The 21,486-nt window shown below is 34.6% G+C and carries 17 protein-coding genes and 1 riboswitch; of the genes, 16 read left to right on the top strand and 1 reads right to left on the bottom strand.

Annotation, left to right across the window (positions count from 1 at the left end; all coding sequences use genetic code 11):
* Positions 1 to 153 precede the first annotated feature (153 nt).
* The 4 genes from D8M03_RS05805 to D8M03_RS05790 all read left to right on the top strand — a co-directional run bounded on the left by D8M03_RS05805 (position 154) and on the right by D8M03_RS05790 (position 4,902).
* Positions 154 to 1,581, top strand: coding sequence for a spore germination protein (locus D8M03_RS05805; RefSeq protein WP_121213836.1), 1,428 nt, complete (start codon positions 154 to 156; stop codon positions 1,579 to 1,581).
* Entirely contained in the window at positions 1,578 to 2,618 is a 1,041-nt protein-coding gene (locus D8M03_RS05800) for a GerAB/ArcD/ProY family transporter (protein ID WP_121213835.1), read from the top strand. The genes D8M03_RS05805 and D8M03_RS05800 overlap by 4 nt, the downstream gene beginning before the upstream one ends.
* A gap of 8 nt (positions 2,619 to 2,626) precedes the next feature.
* On the top strand, positions 2,627 to 3,664 hold the full coding sequence (locus D8M03_RS05795) for a Ger(x)C family spore germination protein (RefSeq protein WP_170148392.1): 1,038 nt from the start codon (positions 2,627 to 2,629) through the stop codon (positions 3,662 to 3,664).
* Positions 3,665 to 3,825: 161 nt separating this feature from the next.
* Positions 3,826 to 4,902 (top strand): undecaprenyldiphospho-muramoylpentapeptide beta-N-acetylglucosaminyltransferase, encoded by a 1,077-nt coding sequence (locus tag D8M03_RS05790; RefSeq protein WP_121213833.1) that lies wholly within the window; start codon positions 3,826 to 3,828, stop codon positions 4,900 to 4,902.
* Positions 4,903 to 5,650: 748 nt separating this feature from the next.
* On the opposite strand, the gene D8M03_RS05785 is transcribed toward D8M03_RS05790, so the two are convergent.
* On the bottom strand, positions 5,651 to 6,199 hold the full coding sequence (locus tag D8M03_RS05785; protein WP_121213832.1) for a GNAT family N-acetyltransferase: 549 nt from the start codon (positions 6,197 to 6,199) through the stop codon (positions 5,651 to 5,653).
* A 344-nt stretch (positions 6,200 to 6,543) separates the two neighbouring features.
* Between D8M03_RS05785 and dapF the strand changes: the two genes are divergently transcribed.
* From dapF to D8M03_RS05725, 12 genes are all read left to right on the top strand, one after another.
* Complete coding sequence (gene dapF, locus D8M03_RS05780; protein ID WP_121213831.1) at positions 6,544 to 7,509, top strand: diaminopimelate epimerase; 966 nt, start codon at positions 6,544 to 6,546, stop codon at positions 7,507 to 7,509.
* 21 nt (positions 7,510 to 7,530) lie between these two features.
* Positions 7,531 to 9,570 carry a PAS domain S-box protein gene (locus tag D8M03_RS05775; protein WP_121213830.1) on the top strand — a complete coding sequence of 680 codons (2,040 nt, stop codon included), beginning with the start codon at positions 7,531 to 7,533 and terminating at the stop codon, positions 9,568 to 9,570.
* A gap of 76 nt (positions 9,571 to 9,646) precedes the next feature.
* Positions 9,647 to 10,327 (top strand): response regulator transcription factor, encoded by a 681-nt coding sequence (locus D8M03_RS05770; protein WP_121213829.1) that lies wholly within the window; start codon positions 9,647 to 9,649, stop codon positions 10,325 to 10,327.
* Positions 10,324 to 11,715 carry a sensor histidine kinase gene (locus D8M03_RS05765; RefSeq protein WP_121213828.1) on the top strand — a complete coding sequence of 464 codons (1,392 nt, stop codon included), beginning with the start codon at positions 10,324 to 10,326 and terminating at the stop codon, positions 11,713 to 11,715. Before D8M03_RS05770 ends, D8M03_RS05765 begins: the two co-directional genes overlap by 4 nt.
* A 229-nt stretch (positions 11,716 to 11,944) precedes the next feature.
* The gene (locus D8M03_RS05760) at positions 11,945 to 14,755 is read left to right on the top strand and encodes a 2-oxoglutarate dehydrogenase E1 component (protein WP_121213827.1); all 2,811 of its coding nucleotides are present in this window, start codon (positions 11,945 to 11,947) and stop codon (positions 14,753 to 14,755) included.
* A 99-nt stretch (positions 14,756 to 14,854) separates the two neighbouring features.
* Entirely contained in the window at positions 14,855 to 16,114 is a 1,260-nt protein-coding gene (gene odhB, locus D8M03_RS05755) for a 2-oxoglutarate dehydrogenase complex dihydrolipoyllysine-residue succinyltransferase (protein ID WP_121213826.1), read from the top strand.
* A 208-nt stretch (positions 16,115 to 16,322) separates the two neighbouring features.
* Positions 16,323 to 16,507: riboswitch (Lysine riboswitch) on the top strand.
* A 108-nt stretch (positions 16,508 to 16,615) separates the two neighbouring features.
* Positions 16,616 to 17,473, top strand: coding sequence for a transporter substrate-binding domain-containing protein (locus tag D8M03_RS05750; protein ID WP_121213825.1), 858 nt, complete (start codon positions 16,616 to 16,618; stop codon positions 17,471 to 17,473).
* A 184-nt stretch (positions 17,474 to 17,657) separates the two neighbouring features.
* Complete coding sequence (locus tag D8M03_RS05745; protein ID WP_121213824.1) at positions 17,658 to 18,389, top strand: amino acid ABC transporter permease; 732 nt, start codon at positions 17,658 to 17,660, stop codon at positions 18,387 to 18,389.
* 20 nt (positions 18,390 to 18,409) lie between these two features.
* Positions 18,410 to 19,144, top strand: a complete 735-nt coding sequence (locus D8M03_RS05740) for an amino acid ABC transporter ATP-binding protein (protein ID WP_121213823.1) — start codon at positions 18,410 to 18,412, stop codon at positions 19,142 to 19,144.
* 142 nt (positions 19,145 to 19,286) lie between these two features.
* Positions 19,287 to 19,778: an RNA polymerase sigma factor gene (locus D8M03_RS05735; protein WP_170148391.1), complete on the top strand. Its 492-nt coding sequence runs from the start codon at positions 19,287 to 19,289 to the stop codon at positions 19,776 to 19,778.
* Entirely contained in the window at positions 19,771 to 20,697 is a 927-nt protein-coding gene (locus D8M03_RS05730) for a hypothetical protein (RefSeq protein WP_121213821.1), read from the top strand. Before D8M03_RS05735 ends, D8M03_RS05730 begins: the two co-directional genes overlap by 8 nt.
* Before the next feature lie 234 nt (positions 20,698 to 20,931).
* Positions 20,932 to 21,129, top strand: a complete 198-nt coding sequence (locus D8M03_RS05725; RefSeq protein WP_121213820.1) for a DUF6501 family protein — start codon at positions 20,932 to 20,934, stop codon at positions 21,127 to 21,129.
* The last annotated feature ends 357 nt before the right edge of the window (positions 21,130 to 21,486 follow it).

Here is a 21,486-nt window from a genome sequence, read left to right as displayed (position 1 = left end):
AAACAGTCTTGCTACTTTCTAGAAACACTCATATCCCATCCCACAAACATCTTCCATTTTTATGCTCAAACTAAGAAGTATTTACCCAATTTAATGATTAAAAAACAGTAATAAATGGAAATACTGAAATGTACGAAAAGAGGAGGGGTGACTATGACTGAAGAGCAGAATCCAGAACAAGTGATTTTAACCAAACTGAAAGATAGTTTTTACAATTCTGCTGATTTTGTCGCGAAGCCTATCAGTTGGTGGGATAATGAAGTCGCCATTTTATGTTTTTACTCCTCTATAGTAAATAAAGCTGATGTCGAACGTATTATGTATTTTTTTAAAGAACATTTACGAGACGATAATATGTATTGGGGAGAATCTATTTATACATCGGTGATCCCACTAGATGAAAAACAATTAGCGAAATTTCTTTGTGATGGGGAAACGATTATTGTTCGCTTGAAAACGAGGGAAATGATTCGCATTAATCTTCCTGAAATGGCTTATCGACAAACAGACGAACCAGCAAGTGAACATGTATTACAAGGTTCTAGGGAAGGGCTAGTTGAAAATTTTGATGTTAATATTTCATTAATTCGAAAACGAGTAAAAAGTCATCGATTAGTTGTGAAGCAAAAAACAATTGGATATGAAACAAATACAACTGTTTACTATTTATATATGGAACAGCTTGTGGACGAAGAAGCACTTCAACTGGTTGAAGAACGGCTAGACAAAATAAAGGTAGATCTATTTTATAGTACAGGTCAATTAACAGATTATATGGAGGATAGTGTTTGGTCGCCCTTTCCACAACTATTAAAAACAGAAAGACCCGATCGAATTATTGCAAGTTTACATGAGGGGAAGATTGCGATTCTTTCTGACTTATCAACAACCGCAATAATCGGACCAACCTCATTTTTTTCATTTTATCAAACACCGGATGATTTTAATGGAAGAGCTGTAACGGGGTCCTTTTATCGTATACTTCGAATCTTTAGCTTCATTATAGCTATCTTTTTACCTGCGTTTTATATTGCCATTGTAAGTTTTCACTTTGAAATCTTACCATTGGAACTTTCAAATCAAATTAAAAGCGATATTGAAAACATTCCATACAGACCGATTTTAGAAGCAGTCATATTAGAGATGACGATCGAATTAATTCGAGAAGCAAGTATTCGACTACCTACTTCGGTTGGACAAACAATTGGTATTGTAGGAGGGCTTGTGATTGGTGATGCCATTGTTAGTGCGGGATTAGTCTCAAACATGATGATCATCATTGTTGCCTTTACAGCGATATCAAGTTATGTAGTTCCATCAACAGAGATGAATTCATCGATACGATTTTTACGATTTCCCTTCATGATTTTAGCGGCTTTTTTCGGTTTTATCGGAATCGCATTTGGTGCAATCATTCTGTTAATCCATTTATTGAACTTAACATCGTTAAAAAGACCGTATTTGACACCAATCATTCCTTTTAATCCAAAGGCGATTTTTAAAATATTTATCAGAATGCCTTTTTTCAAACCATCTAAACATCCAAAAAGTTTCTCACCAAATGAGGATGGGAAATCATGAATATTCAACTTACTAGAATTCAATTTTTCATCATCATTTTTACATTGTTTACTGGTTTTGTTTATATATCTATCCAAACGCCAATTATCTCCCATGGAAAACGTTCGGCATGGTTAATTTTTATCGCATCATCGATTTTCATCTATCTACTGTTAGTTTTTTATGAAAAAACCTATAAATATTTTATTTTAGGCAAAGTAACCACGATGATTTACCATTTATACTGGTTATTCCATTTATCCTTCGCTGTTGCTTATTCAATGTATATCGTGTCGACTTGGATTAGCCCATATACACCAAAAATTGCTTTGTTATTTTTATTTTTATTACCAAGTCTATACGCCAGTCTAAGTAGAGCAGAAACTGCCGTAAATGTTGGTATAGTTTTTGGGATTTTTATTTTTTTCTTTATTTTCTTTGTGCTAAATGCATACGAAGATTTTGAATTTAGGAACTTATTACCTATTGGTGAAAGCGGATGGAAGGATTGGATGTGGGGTTCACTATATAGTTTAAATGCCTATCGAAATGCAGAATGTTACCTTATTTTAAGAAAATTTGTAATGAAAGATGAGAAGATTTCGGGGATGCCATTATTTATATTTATATTTTCCCTTTTTGCCATGTTTCTCTTCTCAATTCTATCGGTTATGCTCTATTTCAGTATGGAAGAATTTAACCTAATATCAGAACCCATTTTATATCTTTTACATGCTCAAGAAGTAACCTTTGTAAAGAGACTAGATTTAATATTTGTCTTTATATGGGTATTCATCACGATTATTACGTTGATTAATTATATTTTAGTTGTGAGACTAGTCCATTTTCAGAAGGTGCGAAAATTTGCTAAGTCCCGAATCGTCATTTATCACCTATTTATTTTTGTAATTGCATACTTTATTGCTAAATTCGAATCGATACAAATGATTCGTCAATATTATTGGATTCCATTTCTAGTATTTGGATTGTTATTGCCAATTTTGATTATTTCTTGGAATAAAATAAGGGGGCGAACAATATTCGATTCATCCAAATAGTCATCATTGTGTTGTTGCTTGCAGGTTGTTGGGATGAACGTTTATATAAGGATCATACGGTCGTATCCCTTGTAGGAATAGAAGGGACATATGGAGAGATGAAAAGCTATTTTGCATATCCTGAGTTGCAATCTGGTAATTCCGAGATAACAATCATCGAAGCAAATGGTATAGATGTACGTGATACCCGTTTGAATGCTGATTTAAAAGTTGAACAAGCCATGGATTTATCCATGATGAGCACTATATTAATAAGTGAAACTACAGCAAAAGACGGATTGAATAAATACTTAAATGTTTTTTACCGAGATCCAACTAACTCCATAACGGCATTTTTAGTGTTAGTTGAGGGGAATGTGAAAGATTATATGGAGGCAAGCAAATCTTGGACAACAGAGGCTGGAGAGTATTTTGCACGATTTATTCGAAGTAAAGAAGAAGTATCAATCGTACCAAATCGGACGATTCAAACAGCAGCGGCTATCCTTTATTCTGATGGAATGGATTTAGTATTACCATATATGGTATTGAAGGATAAAGACAAAAAACGTCCAGAATTGGGTGGTGTCGGGTTGTTTTCGAAGGGGAAGTATACAGGAAGAGTTTTAAAACCAGAACAATCTAGGTTTTTAGGATTATTACTACAAGAGAGAGGACGCAAAATTAAATATTCAACACTTTATAATGAGCGACCACTTTCATTTACAATATTAGATGTGAATAGAAAATGGAAGTTTGAATCTCCTAATACAATGAAAATGGATTATGAGCTAGAAGTTGAGCTTGAAGAATTTTCAGATGTAGGATTGAGAGATGTAAACAAAATAAGTGAATTGGAGAATTTTATTAATAAAAAGATAACTGATGAAGTAAATGAAGTTATTGAAATTTTACAAGATGAAAAATGCGATGCGTTAGGATTAGGAAATTTTTTACGCGTAAAAAATCCACAAATGTTTGATGATAATTGGCATGAAACCTTCGCAAATCTAGAAATTCAAGTAGATATTAAGTCAGAAATCTTAAAAACAGGGCTTATTCATTAATCAGTCATTATTGGCTGATTTTTTCTGTTATGCCTGTAGAGACGTCGTTTATCTACATGAATTATGGTACAATAGAGAGTGATTAGTAAAATGATTTTTCATTTATAATTCATGTGAATCATATATACGAATTAAAGGTTGATTTAGATAGGAGTTTTTGTGTGAAACAAAAATCAATTATTTTAACAGGTGGGGGAACGGCAGGACACGTGTCGTTAAACCAAGCAATCATCCCCACATTAATTGAAGAAGGTTATAATGTTCATTATATTGGCTCTCATGATGGGATTGAGAAAGAGTTAATTACTCAAGCTTTTCCTGATGTGCCGTATCATAGTATATCGAGTGGGAAATTAAGAAGATATTTTTCAATGAAAAATTTTACGGATCCATTTAAAGTGCTAGCAGGAATTGGGCAAGCTTTTGCCATTATTCGAAAAGTGAAGCCTTCAGTTATTTTTTCGAAAGGCGGTTTTGTTTCAGTACCTGTTGTAATGGCTGCAAGATTAGCGAATGTTCCAGTCGTTATACATGAATCCGATGTGACGCCAGGACTTGCTAATAAATTAGCACTCCCGTTTGCATCCCATATGTTTACAATTTTTGAACAAACATTAAAATACTTACCAAATGACAAGGCAACTTGCACAGGTTCGATTGTACGGGAACAATTATTCCAAGGCGATAAAGATCGCGGCATGAAACTATGCGGGTTTGAAGAAAATAAAAAAACATTGCTTGTAATGGGTGGTAGTTTAGGCTCTGTTGTATTGAACGATGCACTTAGAAGTAATCTACCTGAACTTTTAATGGAATTTAATATTATACATTTATGTGGGAAAGGTAATGTTGACCACTCGTTAGATTCCTTAAAAGGTTATAAGCAGTTTGATTATGTAACTACGGAATTACCTGATCTTTTATACACTGCAGATTTTATCGTCTCACGCGCGGGGTCCAACTCAATTTTTGAGTTTTTAGCATTAAAAAAACCAATGCTACTAATTCCATTATCAGCAACAAAAAGCCGTGGAGATCAAATCTTAAATGCAGGAATTTTTGAAAAACAAGGTTTTGCCTTAACTTTGGAGGAAGAATTGTTAACAAAAAATACATTCATGAAATCCATTCAGAACCTAGTGAAGAAAAAAGACGAAATCATAGACGCAATGATTAAAGCAGAAAGCCCAAAAACACCAAGCGAAATGGTACAGTTAATTCTGCAATATGAAAAATAATATTAATAATAGGTTGTAATAAAATTCTAGCTAAAAAAAACGGGCACATGTGTATAACATGGTGCCTGTTTTTTGCTATTATTCTCCATTCCGCCAACACTTCAGTTAATTTATGTGACGGAAGGTATAAGAAATCGCGGCCAACCACTGTAAGCCGCGCAAAAATTAGAAGATTAGGAAGTAAAGATAAAAAGTGAGCGGACATTAACACAAGCATAAAGACAAGTCGTAAAGACAACTACAAGTTGGCTTTGCGGCTTGTGTGCTAAGTCCGCTCACAGAAGTAATAATAATTTTGAAGTAAACAATCCCATAAATATAAAAATGTAACCTATAATGCAACGGGAGCCAATTGCATTAAAATAAGAAACCGCGGCCTACCACTGTAAGCCGCGCAATATATTAGCAGGTTTAGAAGTAAAAATAAAAGTGAGCGGACATTAACACAAGCAGGTGACAAAAACGCTGTTGTACAAAGTATTGCTCCTGCGGTGGTTAACACCATCCTCGTCGCAAAAGGGGCATCTCAAAATAATTTTCAGATGCCCCTTTTGTCACCATGACCAACATCGTGTTGGCCCCAAAGACAAGTCGTAAAGACAACTGCAAGTTGGCTTTGCGGCTTGTGTGCTTAGTCCGCTCACAAAATTATTACTAAATTAGAATTTTTATCTAAGCTTCTAAATATTTACCTCAAAACTGAGTAGCTAAAAAGAGGCAGGACATGCTCTCGTCCTTGCCTCTTTTATTACATCGCTTGTTCTTCTTCTTTTGTAGATTCGTTGGCTGTTACGATATAGAATAAATCTTTCGGAATTTTATATAAGTCAAATTTCGTCTCCCCCATATTAATTTCTTCAAATAATGCAGGGTGTGACTCTTTTGCGCAAACCACATATTGTAATTTTAAACTTGCTCTTTTCGATTTTTCATTTTCACTTCGAATTCTCAAAAACACCGTATGAAAATCCTTTTCAAAAAACAACTCTGATAAGAAGTGATGTTTTGCCATTTGGTTATAGCCCATACCTTGATAAGGTACACCTATCCAAGTACCGAGGAAACCAGCTCCATCCTGTATATCAAAGAGACTTATTGTACCGATTGGTTGCCCGAAGTCTCCTATAATTGTCCTTGAAATTGTCTTACCAAGTTGTTCTTCTTCCAATAATTGTTTAGTCATAAATAAATACTCTTCAGCTGAGGAAGCTTTCTGACGGACAAATGGAAAAACGGAAGGGTGACTCATTAATTGGTACAGTTCGTTAGTTTCTGAAAGGTCTCTATGTTTTAACATGATGAAACGCCTCCTTTATAGGATAGTTGCAAAGCCAAAATTAAACCAAAATAATTGGCCGACAAGACAAAATATTAAACCCAAAGGAACAAGACGTCAAACAATTTTTTTTGTAATATTAATTTACCCAAAAATGGCAGAGAAATAACTATATTACAAAATATTTTATGATAATATCATATTATAAAAAGTCAATTTTATACAAACATTTACATATAAAAATAGGATTTTTTTTTCGGAAAAATTGTAATATATATTTAATGTTTATTCATTAATAGATTGGTTGCTTAACAATTCTTTTACACTTATGATAGAAATAAATGAATATATAGGGGAGATAGCCTATGATCTACGCATTCTTAAAAGTACATGGTTCTGGAAATACATTTTATTTATATAATACTAACGATGAAAATGAGTTAGATTGGGTTCATTTAACAAAGTGGTTATGTGATAAAAATAACGAAGGAGGGGCAGACGGGTTATTACTAGTCTTACCATCAAAAACTGCTGATGCAAAAATGCGCGTCATTAATGCGGATGGTTCAGAAGCTTCTATGTGTGGCAACGGGTTACGCTGTGTAGCAAGATATGTGTGTGAGAAACTTGGTAAAACACACGCAAATATTGAGACGATGAAAGCAACTCTACACGTAAAAGAAGAGGCACAAATTTTTGAATCGATTCCTACATATGCGGTAGAAATTTCACCTGTTTCCTTTGACTTGAGCACGTTACCAATGGTTTACAAAAACCAAACAGAAATAAAACATCAAATTATTGAGGAATTTTCACCATCGATTAAATTTACTGCGGTTTCAGTTCCAAACCCTCATTTAATCGGTATTTTAGAAGATCGCAACATTTCAGATTTTACGCATCAAGAACAACTTGCACAGTTTTTAAATAGCGAAAACGATTATTGTGTAGACGGGATAAATGTAAGTTATGTTTACCCATTAAAAAATGACACAATATTTGTTCGAACATTTGAAAGAGGTGTGGGTTTTACAAATGCATGTGGTACCGCAATGACAGCATCTGCACTAGTATCGAATTTAAATGGTGCAGTTGATGCAGAAGTGGTGACGGTTTATAACCCAGGTGGATTTGTAAAATGTGAAGTTAAACAACAAAATGACGATTTCCAACTAACTTTAATTGGCAACGCAACGTTTACAGCGGAGTACGAAATTGACATTAAACAGTTGGACTATTCAATAATTGAAATAAAAGAGACAAAAGAACAGGAGCAATATGAAAAGTGCATCAACTTTGTAAATAAAGAGCTGACTGCACTCACTTCTTAATCCGCACAAGGGGGTGCGCATATGATTCAACAAATTCTTCCGAAAGTACAATTTGACTTATTATTTGGCAATAGCAATGATTTGGTTTTTTACATGGAAAAAGTAGGAGATGACTATAAATACATTTATTTAAACGCTCCCTCTATACAACTTCTTTCGGAAGATGCCATTGGTAAAAATATATCTGATATTATGGATGAAAAATATTATCAGGTTATTCTTGAAAATTATAATCTGGCAGTTGAACGTAAGAAACAAGTTTGCTATGAAGACTATCAATATAGATCTTCAGAAGTAAAAAAATATGAAACTTCTGTTATTCCAATATTTGTTGAAGATAAAACATTTATACTAGCAATCACAAAAGAAATTACTTTCGAACGTGATTTACAAGATAAATATTTATTTATGAGATCGGTGTTCTTTAATACCTTTTTATCTACCGTTTTAGTTTCAAGTGATGGACGCTTACTAGAAGCAAACCCTCAATTTTTACAAGATTTTAATTTGAATATTGAAGATGTACGTTGGCAACATTTTTCTGATTTATCCATTTTTACTCCTAAAAATGCGAAACAATTTAAAAGGTATTTAGATGAGGCTTGCAAAGGGAAGAACCTATCATCGAAATTTTTATCCTTCGTTGATAAAGACGGTATTATACGAAGCTTCACAGCAACCTTTTCGCCGATTTTCCAAAATAATGAAGAGTCCTTCGTTGTGGGTGTTTTTGTAATTTTACAAGAAATCACAGAAATTATTAAAAAAGAAAAAGAATTAAAGAGTACTGCCACAGGGCTTTGGAATTTAAAATATGCCATAGATAACGCTGCAGATATGTCCATTACTGATTTGAATGGAATTATTATAGATGTGAATGATCGTTTTATCGAACAAACAGGTTACAGTAAAGAAGAATTGTTAGGAGCTACCCACCAAATTGTAAATTCCGGTTTTCATTCGAAGGAATTTTTCCAAAAGCTTTGGGAAACAATCCAATCTGGTACAGTTTGGAGAGGGGAACTGTGTAACCGAACAAAATTTGGCAGTATTTATTGGGTAGATACGACAATTATTCCGTTACTCGATGAGAAAGGGAATATTCAACAATTTATGTCGGTGCATTATAACATCACTCAAAAGAAACGTATGATTACTGAGTTACGTAATATTGAGCGTATGTTTAAGATGATCAATGACAATACAAATGATTTAATTGTCATTACAAATGAAGATGGAATCATTTTATATGCTTCAAGTGCATACACCCGTAAACTTGGATATCATCCAGATGAACTTATAGGACAGTGTTATTCTAAAGTATTATCGGGTGATTGTAAGGAATTATGGAAAGAAGAATTGTTAAATATTGATCATAATGTGAATTCAAAATTAGAACTAATTCACACAACCAAAAACGGTGAAGCTCTATGGACTGAATGTAATTATACCGTTGTAAATGACTATTCTCGGAAACACGGATTCCAAATTATTATGGTTGCTAGAGAAATAACAGAAAGGAAAAAAATTGAGAATCAATTATTATTCCTTGCATACCATGATTCCCTTACACAGTTACCAAATCGACGTTATATCCAGCAAGAGTTCCCAAACATAATAGAGGAAGCAAAGGCAAGAAATACCTCAATTGCCGTACTTTATGTGGATGGAGACAACTTTAAAGATATTAATGATCGTTATGGCCATGAAGTAGGGGATGCATTTCTTAATCATTTTGGTCGTGCGTTACAATCCAGTGTTCGTTCAAATGACCTTGTTGTTCGCATAGGTGGAGATGAATTCGCCATTGTTTTAACAGGGCTTGTTAAAAACAAACAAAAACGAGATAAACAAGTAAAGCAAATTATCGACAGAATAAAAGAATCGTTACAAAACGGTTGGGTCATTTCCAATCAGCAATTTTCACCTACAAGTTCGATTGGTGTATCTTTCTATCCAGATCATGGGACTAAACTAGAAGAATTGCTTCATTTGGCTGACCGTGCGTTATACGATGTAAAAACCATTTCAAAAAATAATTATAAAATTTATCAAAGTTAGTATTACACCTCGTTTTAAGGTACCCTTAGAACGAGGCTTTTTGCATATAAAATAATTGATATATTAGGTGAAGACGATGAATAAAAAAATATTAATTGTTGAAGATGAAAAAAACATCGCCCGTTTTATTGAGCTTGAATTAAAGCATGAACAGTTTAGTGTGTCAGTTACCCATGATGGGAGGGAGGGTTTAACGAAGGCTTTAGAAGAGCAGTATGATTGTATACTCCTCGATGTTATGTTACCTAGTTTAAATGGGATTGAAGTCTGTCGGCGAATACGGGCTCAATCAAATGTTCCCATTATATTAATTACCGCCCGGGATGCTGTCATGGATCGCGTAGCCGGGTTAGATGCTGGAGCGGACGATTATGTAGTAAAGCCATTTGCCATTGAAGAATTACTCGCAAGAATCCGCTCTATTTTTAGAAGGGTGGAATCTACTGAAACAGAAAAGATAGAAGATAAAATCAAAGTCCGTGAAATTGTCATTAATCCTTCATCCTACGAAGTGTATTTCGAAGGAGAAAAATTAGAATTAACTAAAACGGAATACGATTTATTAAAATTGCTATGTGAAAATAAAAATAGAGTTTGTGAAAGGGAACGTATCCTTCAAACGGTATGGGGATATGACAGTGAAGTAGAAACAAATGTAGTAGATGTTTATATACGACACTTGCGCTCTAAATTAAAAACCGATAAAGAACCGTATATCGAAACTGTCCGTGGTGTTGGTTATGTGGTGAGAGAATGAAAAAATTGGACAAGTTATTTGTTAATCAATCGCTTAAAACAAAATGGACGTTGTCAACAGCCATCGTAATCTTCATCAGCTATGCTGCAATCTGCATTGTGATTTACCTTGCCCTCTATTCTTGGCTTCTTCAAAATGAGGAAAATAATGCGATACGTACTGCTGATGACCTAACTGGATTCTTACAATCACAAAAAGGTTCAATTACAATTCAAGAAATACAAAGTAACACCGGCTTGTTAAAAGCGATTGTCAATCAAAATCAAACTGTACGAATTTTCAACTTTGATGGGTATGAAGTATTACGAATTAACGATATCTCGCCAATTGCAAAAATTGACTTGTCGGATGATAGTTTTTTAACTACAATCGTAACGGAGGATGAACTAAAAGAGGATGTATTTGTTATTAATAGATTAGTGCAAATTGGGTCCTTTAAAGGAATTCTTCAACTTATTCATCCATTATCAACTTTTCAATCTATGATGCAATATGTATTAACAGCGATGTTGATTGCGGGAATTGGTGCAGTATTTTTAGCTGGCTCCATCAGTTATTATTTAGCCAATCTCTTAATTAAGCCTTTAAAAGACTTGCGCGACTCAATGGACTCGGTACGAGACAAAGGTTTTGAAGAACAAATTAAATTCTCTTATAATGCAGATGATGAAATAGGGGACTTGTTGACAATCTATCGGAATATGATGGCTGAGCTTCAACAATCTTTTATCAAGCAACAGCAATTTGTCTCTGATGCCTCCCATGAGTTACGGACACCTATTCAAGCGATTGAAGGCCATTTATCTTTAATCAAGCGATGGGGTAAGAACGATCCGCAAGTTTTAGAAGAATCTATTGATACTTCCTTGAGTGAAGTAGCGCGGATGAAAAAAATGATTGAAGAATTATTAGATTTGGCTAGAAATGAAAAGAAAGATACTAATGCTTCTGCTAATATAGAAATCGTCTTAGATTCAATTAAAAGTGAAATGCAACTAATCTATCCAGATGCAGATATAGAAATTGAATCAAGTGGAAAGCAAAAACAAGTAAAGATTACAGAAAATGCTTTAGAGCAAATCATACGAAATATCATTGAAAATGGGATTAGATATAACGATAAGAAACCTCTAATTAACATTAAAGTAAATTATTATGATGATAAAATTATTCTAGTTATTGCCGATAATGGAATAGGGATAGCAAAAGAACATTTGCCACATATCTATGATCGCTTTTATCGGGTTGATGCTTCTAGGGAAAATAATGGGGGAACAGGTTTAGGTTTAAGTATAACGAAAATGTTAATAGAGAAATATAGTATAGATGTGGATGTAAAAAGTAGCATTGGAATAGGTACGCAATTTAGTCTAACATTTAAAATATAAATGATACCCCAAAATTCAGACCTTAAAATCATAACTGACCAAAAAAATTTGCTTATTTTGTGAAAAATAGTTGTATTTTTTGTGAAGAGTAGTAAGATTGATATGGAAAAAAACGTTCTTCGATAATAATATTTCACAAGTTTTTTTATTGTCGAAGAATGGTAAAATATGAAATAATATTTCAAGTACACAATGGACTGCCTAATGGCAATATTTGGAGGTTTTTCTCATGTCGAACAATGTATTATTTGCTGGTTCCCCTTGGTCAGCATTTTCTGGTCCTAACTTAGGATACGTAATGGAGCAATATGACTTGTACTTACAAAATCCAGAAGATGTAGAGCCTGAACTAGTTGCCCTTTTCCAACAATTTGGTTCCCCATTTGTAGAAGGTGCAGTAGAAACGGTTTCAGAAGGTACAGCAAACGTACAAACTGGTAATATTAAAAAAATATTTGCAGCAGTACAATTAGCTGATGCGATTCGTTCATTTGGACACTTAGCTGCAGATGTATATCCATTAAAAGACCGTAAATTAGATACTTCTCGTATTGAACTTGCAACTTACGGTTTAACAGATGCAGATTTAGTATCTATGCCAGCAACATTATTCTTTAATAACGTTCCTGCAAGCGTTACCAATGGTAAACAAGCAGTAGATTACTTACGTACATTATATACTGGTAAAATCGCTTATGAGTATTCTCATATTGCTGATGGTGAGCGCCAATGGATTCAAGACAGAATTGAATCTGGTGCTTATAAAGTGAATTTAACTCCAGAACAGAAAAAGGAACTATTAGAAAGATTAACTCGTGTTGAAGACTTTGAGAAATTTATTCATAAAACATTCGTTGGTCAAAAACGCTTCTCTATCGAAGGTTTAGATACATTAGTTGTTTTACTTGATGAACTTGTAAAAGCAGCAGATGACAAAAAAATGAAAGAACTACAAATCGGTATGGCTCACCGTGGACGTTTAAATGTGTTAACTCATGTTGTGAACAAACCATACGATATGATGTTCTCTGACTTTGCTCACGTACCAAATGAATATTTCTTCCCAGCTGATGGCTCTTTAGAAATTACTAAAGGTTGGACTGGCGACGTGAAATACCACATGGGTGCAGCTCATACGAAAAAATCTGGGATGAAAGTAAAACTTGCTTATAACCCATCTCATTTAGAAGTTGTAAGCCCAGTAATTACTGGTTCTACACGTGCTGCACAAGAAGATACTTCAAAACCAGGTACACCAGAACATGATCCAAGTAAAGCATTAGCAGTACTTGTACATGGTGATGCTGCCTTTGCAGGTGAAGGTATCGTACAAGAAGTATTCAACTATGCACGAACTAAAGGTTTCTCTACTGGTGGTTCAATCCATATCATTTCAAACAACATGATTGGATTCACAACTGAACATTATGATTCACGTTCAACTTTATATTCTTCAGACGTTGCAAAAGGATACGACATTCCAGTTATCCACGTGAACGCTGATGAACCAGAAGCAGTAGTAGAAGTAGCTCACTTAGCATTCGAATACCGCCAAATCTTTGGCAAAGATATTTTAATAGACTTAATTGGTTACCGTCGTTTCGGTCATAATGAAACAGATGACCCAACAGTAACAAACCCATTAACATACTTAATCGTTTCAAAACATCCAACAGTACGTGCGCTATACGGACAAAAATTAGTTCAAGAAGGCATCGTAACTGAAGATGAAGTGAAAAAACTTGATACAGAAATTTATGCAGAAATGCAAAAATCTTATGACCATGTAAAAGAAGTTGGTGCTGAAAAAGGTCACCATGCACACGTTGAAATGCCTGAAGCTGTGAAAAACGGTTACCCTGAATTAGAAACAGGAGTGGCAAAAGAAGAATTAAAACAAATCAATGATGAACTTCTTGCATGGCCAGCAGACTTCGAACCACAAAACAAATTAGCAAAAATCTTAAAGAAACGTGTAGAAGCATTAGAAACGGATAAAATCGATTGGGGTCATGCTGAAACTTTAGCATTTGCTACAATCTTACGTGAAGGTAACCCTATCCGTATGACAGGTCAAGATGCGCAACGTGGTACATTCTCACAACGCCATTTAGTTCTACATGATAAAAACAATGGTGCAGAATATACACCACTTCACCATATTTCTGGTTCAAATGCGTCATTCTCAGTGTTTAACTCACCATTAACAGAAGCTGCTATCGTAGGCTATGAATATGGTTACAACTTAGAAAATGACAAAGCCTTAACTATTTGGGAAGCACAATTTGGTGACTTTGCAAACATGGCTCAAATTATGTTCGACAACTTCATCTCTTCTGCTCGCTCAAAATGGGGACAAAAATCAGGTTTAGTTCTATTATTACCAAATGGTATGGAAGGACAGGGACCAGAACACTCTTCAGCACGTATTGAACGTTACTTACAATTATGCGCTGAAAATAACTGGACTGTAGCAAACTGCTCAAATGCAGGAAACTACTACCACTTATTACGCCGTCAAGCAAAAATGCTTGGTACAGAAGGTGTTCGTCCATTAGTGGTAACTTCACCAAAATCATTACTTCGTCATCCATTAGCTGCTGCATCATTAGAACAACTTGCAACAGGTAAATTTGAAGAAGTAATTGAACAACCAGGTTTAGGTAATAACCCAGAAAAAGTAGAACGCATTTTACTTGCATCTGGTAAAGTAACAATTGATTTAGCTGATCGTGTACAAAATGGAGAAGGATATGATAACCTTCATATTGTTCGTGTAGAACAACTTTATCCATTCCCAGCACAAAAATTATCTGATATCATTGCGAAATTCCCTAACGCAAAAGAAATCGTTTGGGTACAAGAAGAACCGAAAAACCAAGGTCCATGGAAATATGTACTAGAATATTTATTAGACCTTGCAGAAGGTAAAAAAGTGAAATATGTTGGACGTCCAGAAATGTCTTCTACTTCTGAGGGCGATATGGATTCACATAAAGAAGCTCAAGCAAAAGTTATTGACGAAGCTCTTGCAAAATAATTTATTACACATTTCAATCATTTATAGAGGATAACTACCTAAAGGGTAGTAAGGTCATGTGGGAATATTCCCACATGATAACTAAAGGAGGATATTAAAGTGGCTGAAATTAAAGTCCCTGAACTAGCAGAATCGATTACAGAAGGTACAATTGCACAGTGGGTTAAAAAAGTTGGAGACCGTGTTGAGAAAGGTGAATTTATCGTTGAATTAGAAACAGATAAAGTAAACGCTGAAATCATTTCAGAAGAAGCAGGCGTATTAACACAAATTCTAGCTGAAGAAGGCGATACTGTACTAGTTGGCCAAGTAATCGCAGTGGTAGAAGCTGGGGAAGGAGCAGCACCAGCGCCAGCAGCACCTGCAGCTGAACCAAAAGCAGAAGCAGCTCCGGCACCTGCTGCAGCTCAAACTACTCCTGCACCAGCAGTTGTAGAAGAAACTTCAAATGAACGCGTTGTAGCATCTCCTGCAGCTCGTAAATTAGCTCGTGAAAAAGGAATCGACCTTAGCGCAATCTCTCCAGTAGATCCACAAGGTCGTGTGCGTGTACAAGACGTGGCAGCGCATGGTACAGCACCAGCTGTAGCTCCAGTAGCAGCACCTACACCAGTTGCGACTACAGGTGGCCCAGTTGTATTCACACCAGCAGCTAATTCTGACCGTGTAACAATTGAAAAAATGAGCCGTCGTCGTCAAACAATTGCAAAACGTTTATTAGAAGTTAAACAATCAACTGCAATGTTAACTACATTCAACGAAATTGACATGACTAACATCATGGCACTTCGTAAACGTAAACAAGAAGAGTTCGTGAAAGCTAACGACATCAAACTTGGTTTCATGTCATTCTTCACAAAAGCTGTTGTGGCGGCACTTAAAAAATATCCATACGTTAACGCTCAAATCGTTGGCGATGAAATTCACTTAAATAACTTCTTCGATATCGGTATCGCTGTATCAACTGAAGAAGGTTTAGTAGTACCAGTTGTACGTGATGCAAACAGCAAAAACTTCGCTGAAATCGAAAAAGATATCGCGAACTTAGCGAAAAAAGCTCGTGAGAAAAAATTAGGCTTAAATGACATGGCTGGTGGATCATTCACAATCACAAACGGTGGTGTATTCGGTTCATTAATGTCAACACCAATCATGAACGGTACTCAAGCTGGTATTTTAGGTATGCACTCAATTGTTAACCGCCCAGTTGCTGTAAATGGTGAAGTTCAAATCCGTCCAATGATGTACGTAGCACTTTCTTACGATCACCGTATCATCGACGGAAAAGATTCAGTAGGATTCTTAAAAACAGTTAAAGAATTAATCGAAAATCCAGAAGATTTATTATTAAATTCTTAATATAACATTTACTAGCGGATTGTATTATCCGCTAGTTTTTTACTGTACCTTAAGAAATATAAATATTCAGATAAAAATAGTTGGGAAGTATTATTTAATTAACACCATTTAGATAGTAATTTCCTATTATCAGAAAAATGAATATTGACATTATAATATTCATATAGTAACATTTTAATAGAAATTTAATATTAAAACCTCACGTTACATGTGGGGTAGAGGCGCGATATTTATTAGTTCCTTTTGGAGTGTAGAGCAACGATGAATAGAGGAAGAAGGAAATATTGCCGAAGTATGTCAGTAGGCTCACTACTTTCATACTGGGTCTGCAGTGAATAACTGCAGGACTGTCTCAGCTGGTCTCCCAACCAACTGAGGGGTGCTATCTCAATCGGGACGTTTAGAGGATTTAGGCTATTAGAGAAATAGACGACCTGAGTTCATCTTAGGTCGTTTTTTATTCTTTAAATGCCCAAAAAAGTATGTAAAGGAGAGAGAACGATGTCTAGAAAATTCAAACTACTATTTGTATCATTGTTTGCAATTATGGTTTTAGCTGCTTGTGGTTCCTCTGACAAAGAAGACAACGCAACATCTTCTACTGATTCTGGATCTACTGAAGAAAAAGGAGTATTTAAAGTTGGTTTAGAAGCAGGTTACCCTCCATTCAACTGGACACAAAAAGATGATTCAAATGGTGCTGTAAAAATTGATGGTTCTGAAGAATATGCTGGCGGTTACGATGTAGAAATCGCTAAACGTGTTGCAGACGCTTTAGGAAAAGAATTAGTTATTGTTAAAACAGAATGGGACGGCTTATTACCAGCCCTTCAATCTAACGTTATCGATGCAATCATTGCAGGTATGAGTCCAACTGAAGAACGTAAAGCTGCAATCGATTTCACAGAAAACTACTATACAAGTGATTTTGTAATTGTAGTTAAAGCTGATGGAAAATATAAAGATGCTAAAACATTAGCAGACTTTGCTGGAGCAAAAATTACATCTCAATTAAACACTACTAACTATGCAGTTATTGACCAAATTCCTGATGTGAAAAAAGAAACTGCAATGGAAAGTTTCGCTCACATGCGTGTAGCTTTAGAATCTGGTGTAATTGATGGTTATGTTGCAGAACGTCCAGAAGCAATCTCTTCTACTTCAGCAAATTCAAATTTTGCTTTTGTTGAGTTAGAAGAAGGATTTGAAACAAAACCAGAAGATGTTTCTGTAGCAATCGGTCTTCGTAAAGGTGACGAAAACCTAGCTAAAATTAACGAAGCTTTATCAGAAATTTCTGAAGAAGAACGTCAAGAAATTATGGATAATGCAATTTCAAACCAACCAGCTGCTAACTAATGCAGTTTGGGCTATCACTGGTCTACTACAGGCCAGTGATAACTTTTTACTGAGCAAGATACATATTTATAAGTTCAATCGTGTCTAGCTACAGGCGCTTGTCTTTGAGGCGAACGAGGAAAATGCTTTCGTTTTTGCCACGCAAACAAGAACGCCTTTTGCTTATCAAACTAGGAGGATATTTATGAGTTTTGATATAATACTCTCAATACTACAAGAGAATTGGCCAAGCTATTTACGCGGCGCCTATATGACGCTTCTAATTGCAGTAATTAGTACAATTATTGGTGCATTAATCGGATTATTTATCGGGGTAATGCATACGATTCCTCTTCGTAAGAAATCTGTTAAGTCCATTTTCTTAAAAATTATCAACTTCATCCTAACAGTTTACGTAGAAATCTTCCGTGGTACACCAATGATTGTACAGGCAATGGTAGTATTCTATGGTATTGCTGCTTATGGTTATGAAATGGATCGTTTTGTTGCAGCGGTTGTCGTTGTCGGATTAAATACAGGTGCTTATATGGCGGAATATGTACGTGGTGGTATTGTTTCGATTGATAAGGGACAATACGAAGCTGCTGAAGCAATCGGTATGGGTCATTTCCAAACAATGATTCACATTATTTTACCTCAAGTTTTCCGTAATATTTTACCAGCAACAGGGAACCAATTAATTATGAACATTAAAGACTCTGCTGTATTAAGTGTAATTAGTGTAACTGAATTATTCTTTACTACAAAATCAATCGCAGGTGCGAACTTCCGATTTGCAGAATCTTATTTAATCACATGTATCATGTACTTAATCATGACTTTTGTCGCTTCACGTATTTTACGTTACGTTGAAAAAAGAATGGACGGCCAAAATGCTTATCAAGTAGAACAACGTCGAGAAGAGCAAATGTACTAATCGCGTAAGGAGATCAAAAGATGGAAAAAGTTATTGAAATCAAACATCTGAATAAATCATTTGGCAACCATGAAGTGCTGCGCGATGTAAATTTCACAGTAAATAAAGGTGAAGTGGTTTGCTTAATTGGTTCTTCAGGATCAGGAAAATCAACGCTTTTACGTTGTATCAACCTATTGGAAACGCCAACTGGTGGAGAAATCATTTATAATGGTGAAAATATTTTAAACGACAAACATGACGTTAGAAAATACCGTACACACTTAGGAATGGTATTCCAACAATTTAACTTGTTCAACAATCATAATGTATTGAAAAATTGTATGGTTGGTCAATTAAAAGTGTTAAAACGTTCAAAAGAAGCAGCGAAGCAAAATGCTTTAAAATATTTAAAAACAGTTGGTATGGACAAATACGTCAATGCTAAGCCAAAGCAATTATCCGGTGGTCAAAAACAACGCGTTGCAATTGCACGTGCCCTTGCAATGGATCCAGAAGTAATGCTGTTCGATGAGCCAACTTCAGCGCTAGATCCAGAAATGGTTGGGGAAGTATTAAAAGTAATGCGCCAATTAGCTGATGAAGGGAATACAATGCTAATTGTTACCCATGAAATGGAATTTGCCCGTGAAGTATCAGATCGAATCGTATTTATGGATAAAGGTGTAATAGTTGAAGAAGGACCTCCTGAGCAAGTCCTTGTCAATCCACAACAAGAACGTACAAAAGAGTTTTTAAAGCGTACATTAAAATAATGGTATGGAGGGCATCCAAAGTGTAATAACTCTTTGGATGCCCTTTCTCTTTGGTACGTCTCAAAGTAATTTAAGACGTATCTTTTTTATTACACTTTTCTGAGACTTGTTCGTCTATAGGAGTAGGAAAGGGGGCAGCATAGTGGATCAGTTATACCGAGAACATAATAGAACGATATTTAAATACATATTTTATTTAGTTCAAAATGAATCCGTTGCAGAGGATTTATTACAAGATACTTTTTTAAAAGCCTATAAAAACTATAACCAGTTTAGAAATGATGCTAGCGAACTAACATGGCTTAGAAAAATTGCTAGAAATGTTGTTTATGACTATTTTAGAAGAAAAAAGCTTATAGAGTTTATACCATTTCTTAAAAGCCATGAACAAACCGTAAAATCTGATGCCATTGAATTTATTTTAGAAAATGAAGAGAGAAAAGAACTGTTTGATGCATTATCGAAACTTAAAGTGAATCATCGAGAAGTTCTCATTTTGAGGAAAATTGAACAGCTTTCCATTGAAGAAACAGCTCAAATATTAGGATGGAATACGGAAAAAGTGAAAAATACACAACGACAAGCCATTAATGCTTTACGAAAGATTTGGAAAGGGGTGGAGGATGATGAATAAGAAAAAAACAATTTGGGATGATCTAAATGAATTACCACGAAATGAAGTAGCGGAAAAAGAAACATGGCAAAAAATTGAGAAGAACTTATCAAAACCTAAATATTTCATCAACGTTTTAACTGGATTTGTCACAATTGCAATTGTATTTCTTATCTTTGCCCTTTTAACGACCACAAATAAAAATGAAATGGCAATTCAGCAAGCTTCTGAACAATCGTTGGAAAGTGTATTTTTTCTGAATGATTCAGTATTTGATCAATTCGATGTCAAACCATCTTCTTGGTATACTTTTGTACAGAAAAACACTGATGAACAACAATTAAAAGAATTTCACAGTTTATTGACCGCAAATAAAAAAGTAGATACACCAAAACCAAGTATTGAGTATTTAAATGGAGCTTATGTAGATATCATTTTAAAATATAAAAATGGCGAGTTGAAAAGATATAAAGTTCTATTAACAAAACCAGGCCCAGGCTATATTTATGATTTGGATACAAAAGATTGGTTTTATAATGACCATCCAAACTTTGAAGATTCCGTCTATAAATTAACTAGGGAAGAATATACAAGTTGGTTACCAATCTTTATTATTTTTAATTTAATATTTACAACATTAGTTGAGAAATTCTTAAAAAGAAAATATAAGGTAGAAAAAATAAAATTCGGTGGAGAAAATACTGTAGCTAAGTATACGATTTATGGAAATATTTTCTTAATAGGTTTCTTTTTATTGTTAATGATTTTTAGACAGTTTGTGATCCATATTTTCTGGATATTATTATTCTTTTCGATCCTATTAACAATTAATATTATGATTGAATCGAAATATGGAAAAAATAAAGCAGGCATTTATATGTTAATTAGTTCAACTATTGGTTTACTTCTTTTCATCCTATTTTTCAGCTTGAATATATAAATTAACTGCGAGAATTCCATTCAGAAATAATGATAAAGACAATAGCGAAAACAATTGCAATAATAAAAAACCATTGAGGGACTCCGCCAAATGAAAACATGTTGAACTCACTCCTTTCTATTATAGTACCAAATTTTCTATACAAAGATGTTCTAAAAATGATTTAATTTCCACAAAAAGCAGGTTATCGGTTATAATTATAGGATGGAACAATGATAAAGTGAGGTAATTTTTATGTTAAACTTAAAATGGAAAGACGCACCAACAATTCGTAAAGTAAAATGTGTAAACACAAACGCAGAAAAATACTTAGTCTCAAACGTATTAACAGTTGGTAAAGAATACGAAGTAAAAAATGAAACAGAAGAATTCATCTTCATCATCGATAACACAGGTAACGTAGGCGGATACTACAAAACTTACTTTGAATAATTAACTAAAATTACTATTAAGCCGTAAATTCAACGAAAAGTTGGATTTACGGCTTTTGTGTTATAGAGAAATGGCAAATACAATTCTAACAAAAGCAATATTGTGAAAAAACTAACCAAATAAGAAACCGCGGCCTACAACTGTAAGCCGCGCAATAAATAAGTAGTATTAGTAAGCTAAAATAAAAGTGAGCGGACCTTAATACAAGCATGAAGACAAGCCGTAAAGACAACAACAAGTTGTCTTTACGGCTTGAGTGCTAAGTCCGCTCACAAAATCTTACTTATTAGTATTGAAATTCAAAAAAGTAACCGGAAAAGAAACGGTGGCTAATTGCTGTAAAATAAGAAACCGCGG

The sequence above is a fragment of the Ureibacillus endophyticus genome (genome assembly GCF_003628435.1).
GTDB classification, from domain to species: Bacteria; Bacillota; Bacilli; order Bacillales_A; family Planococcaceae; genus Ureibacillus; species Ureibacillus endophyticus.
Note: the sequence above shows the minus strand (reverse complement) of the source record. Positions and strands in the feature narration are given on the sequence as shown.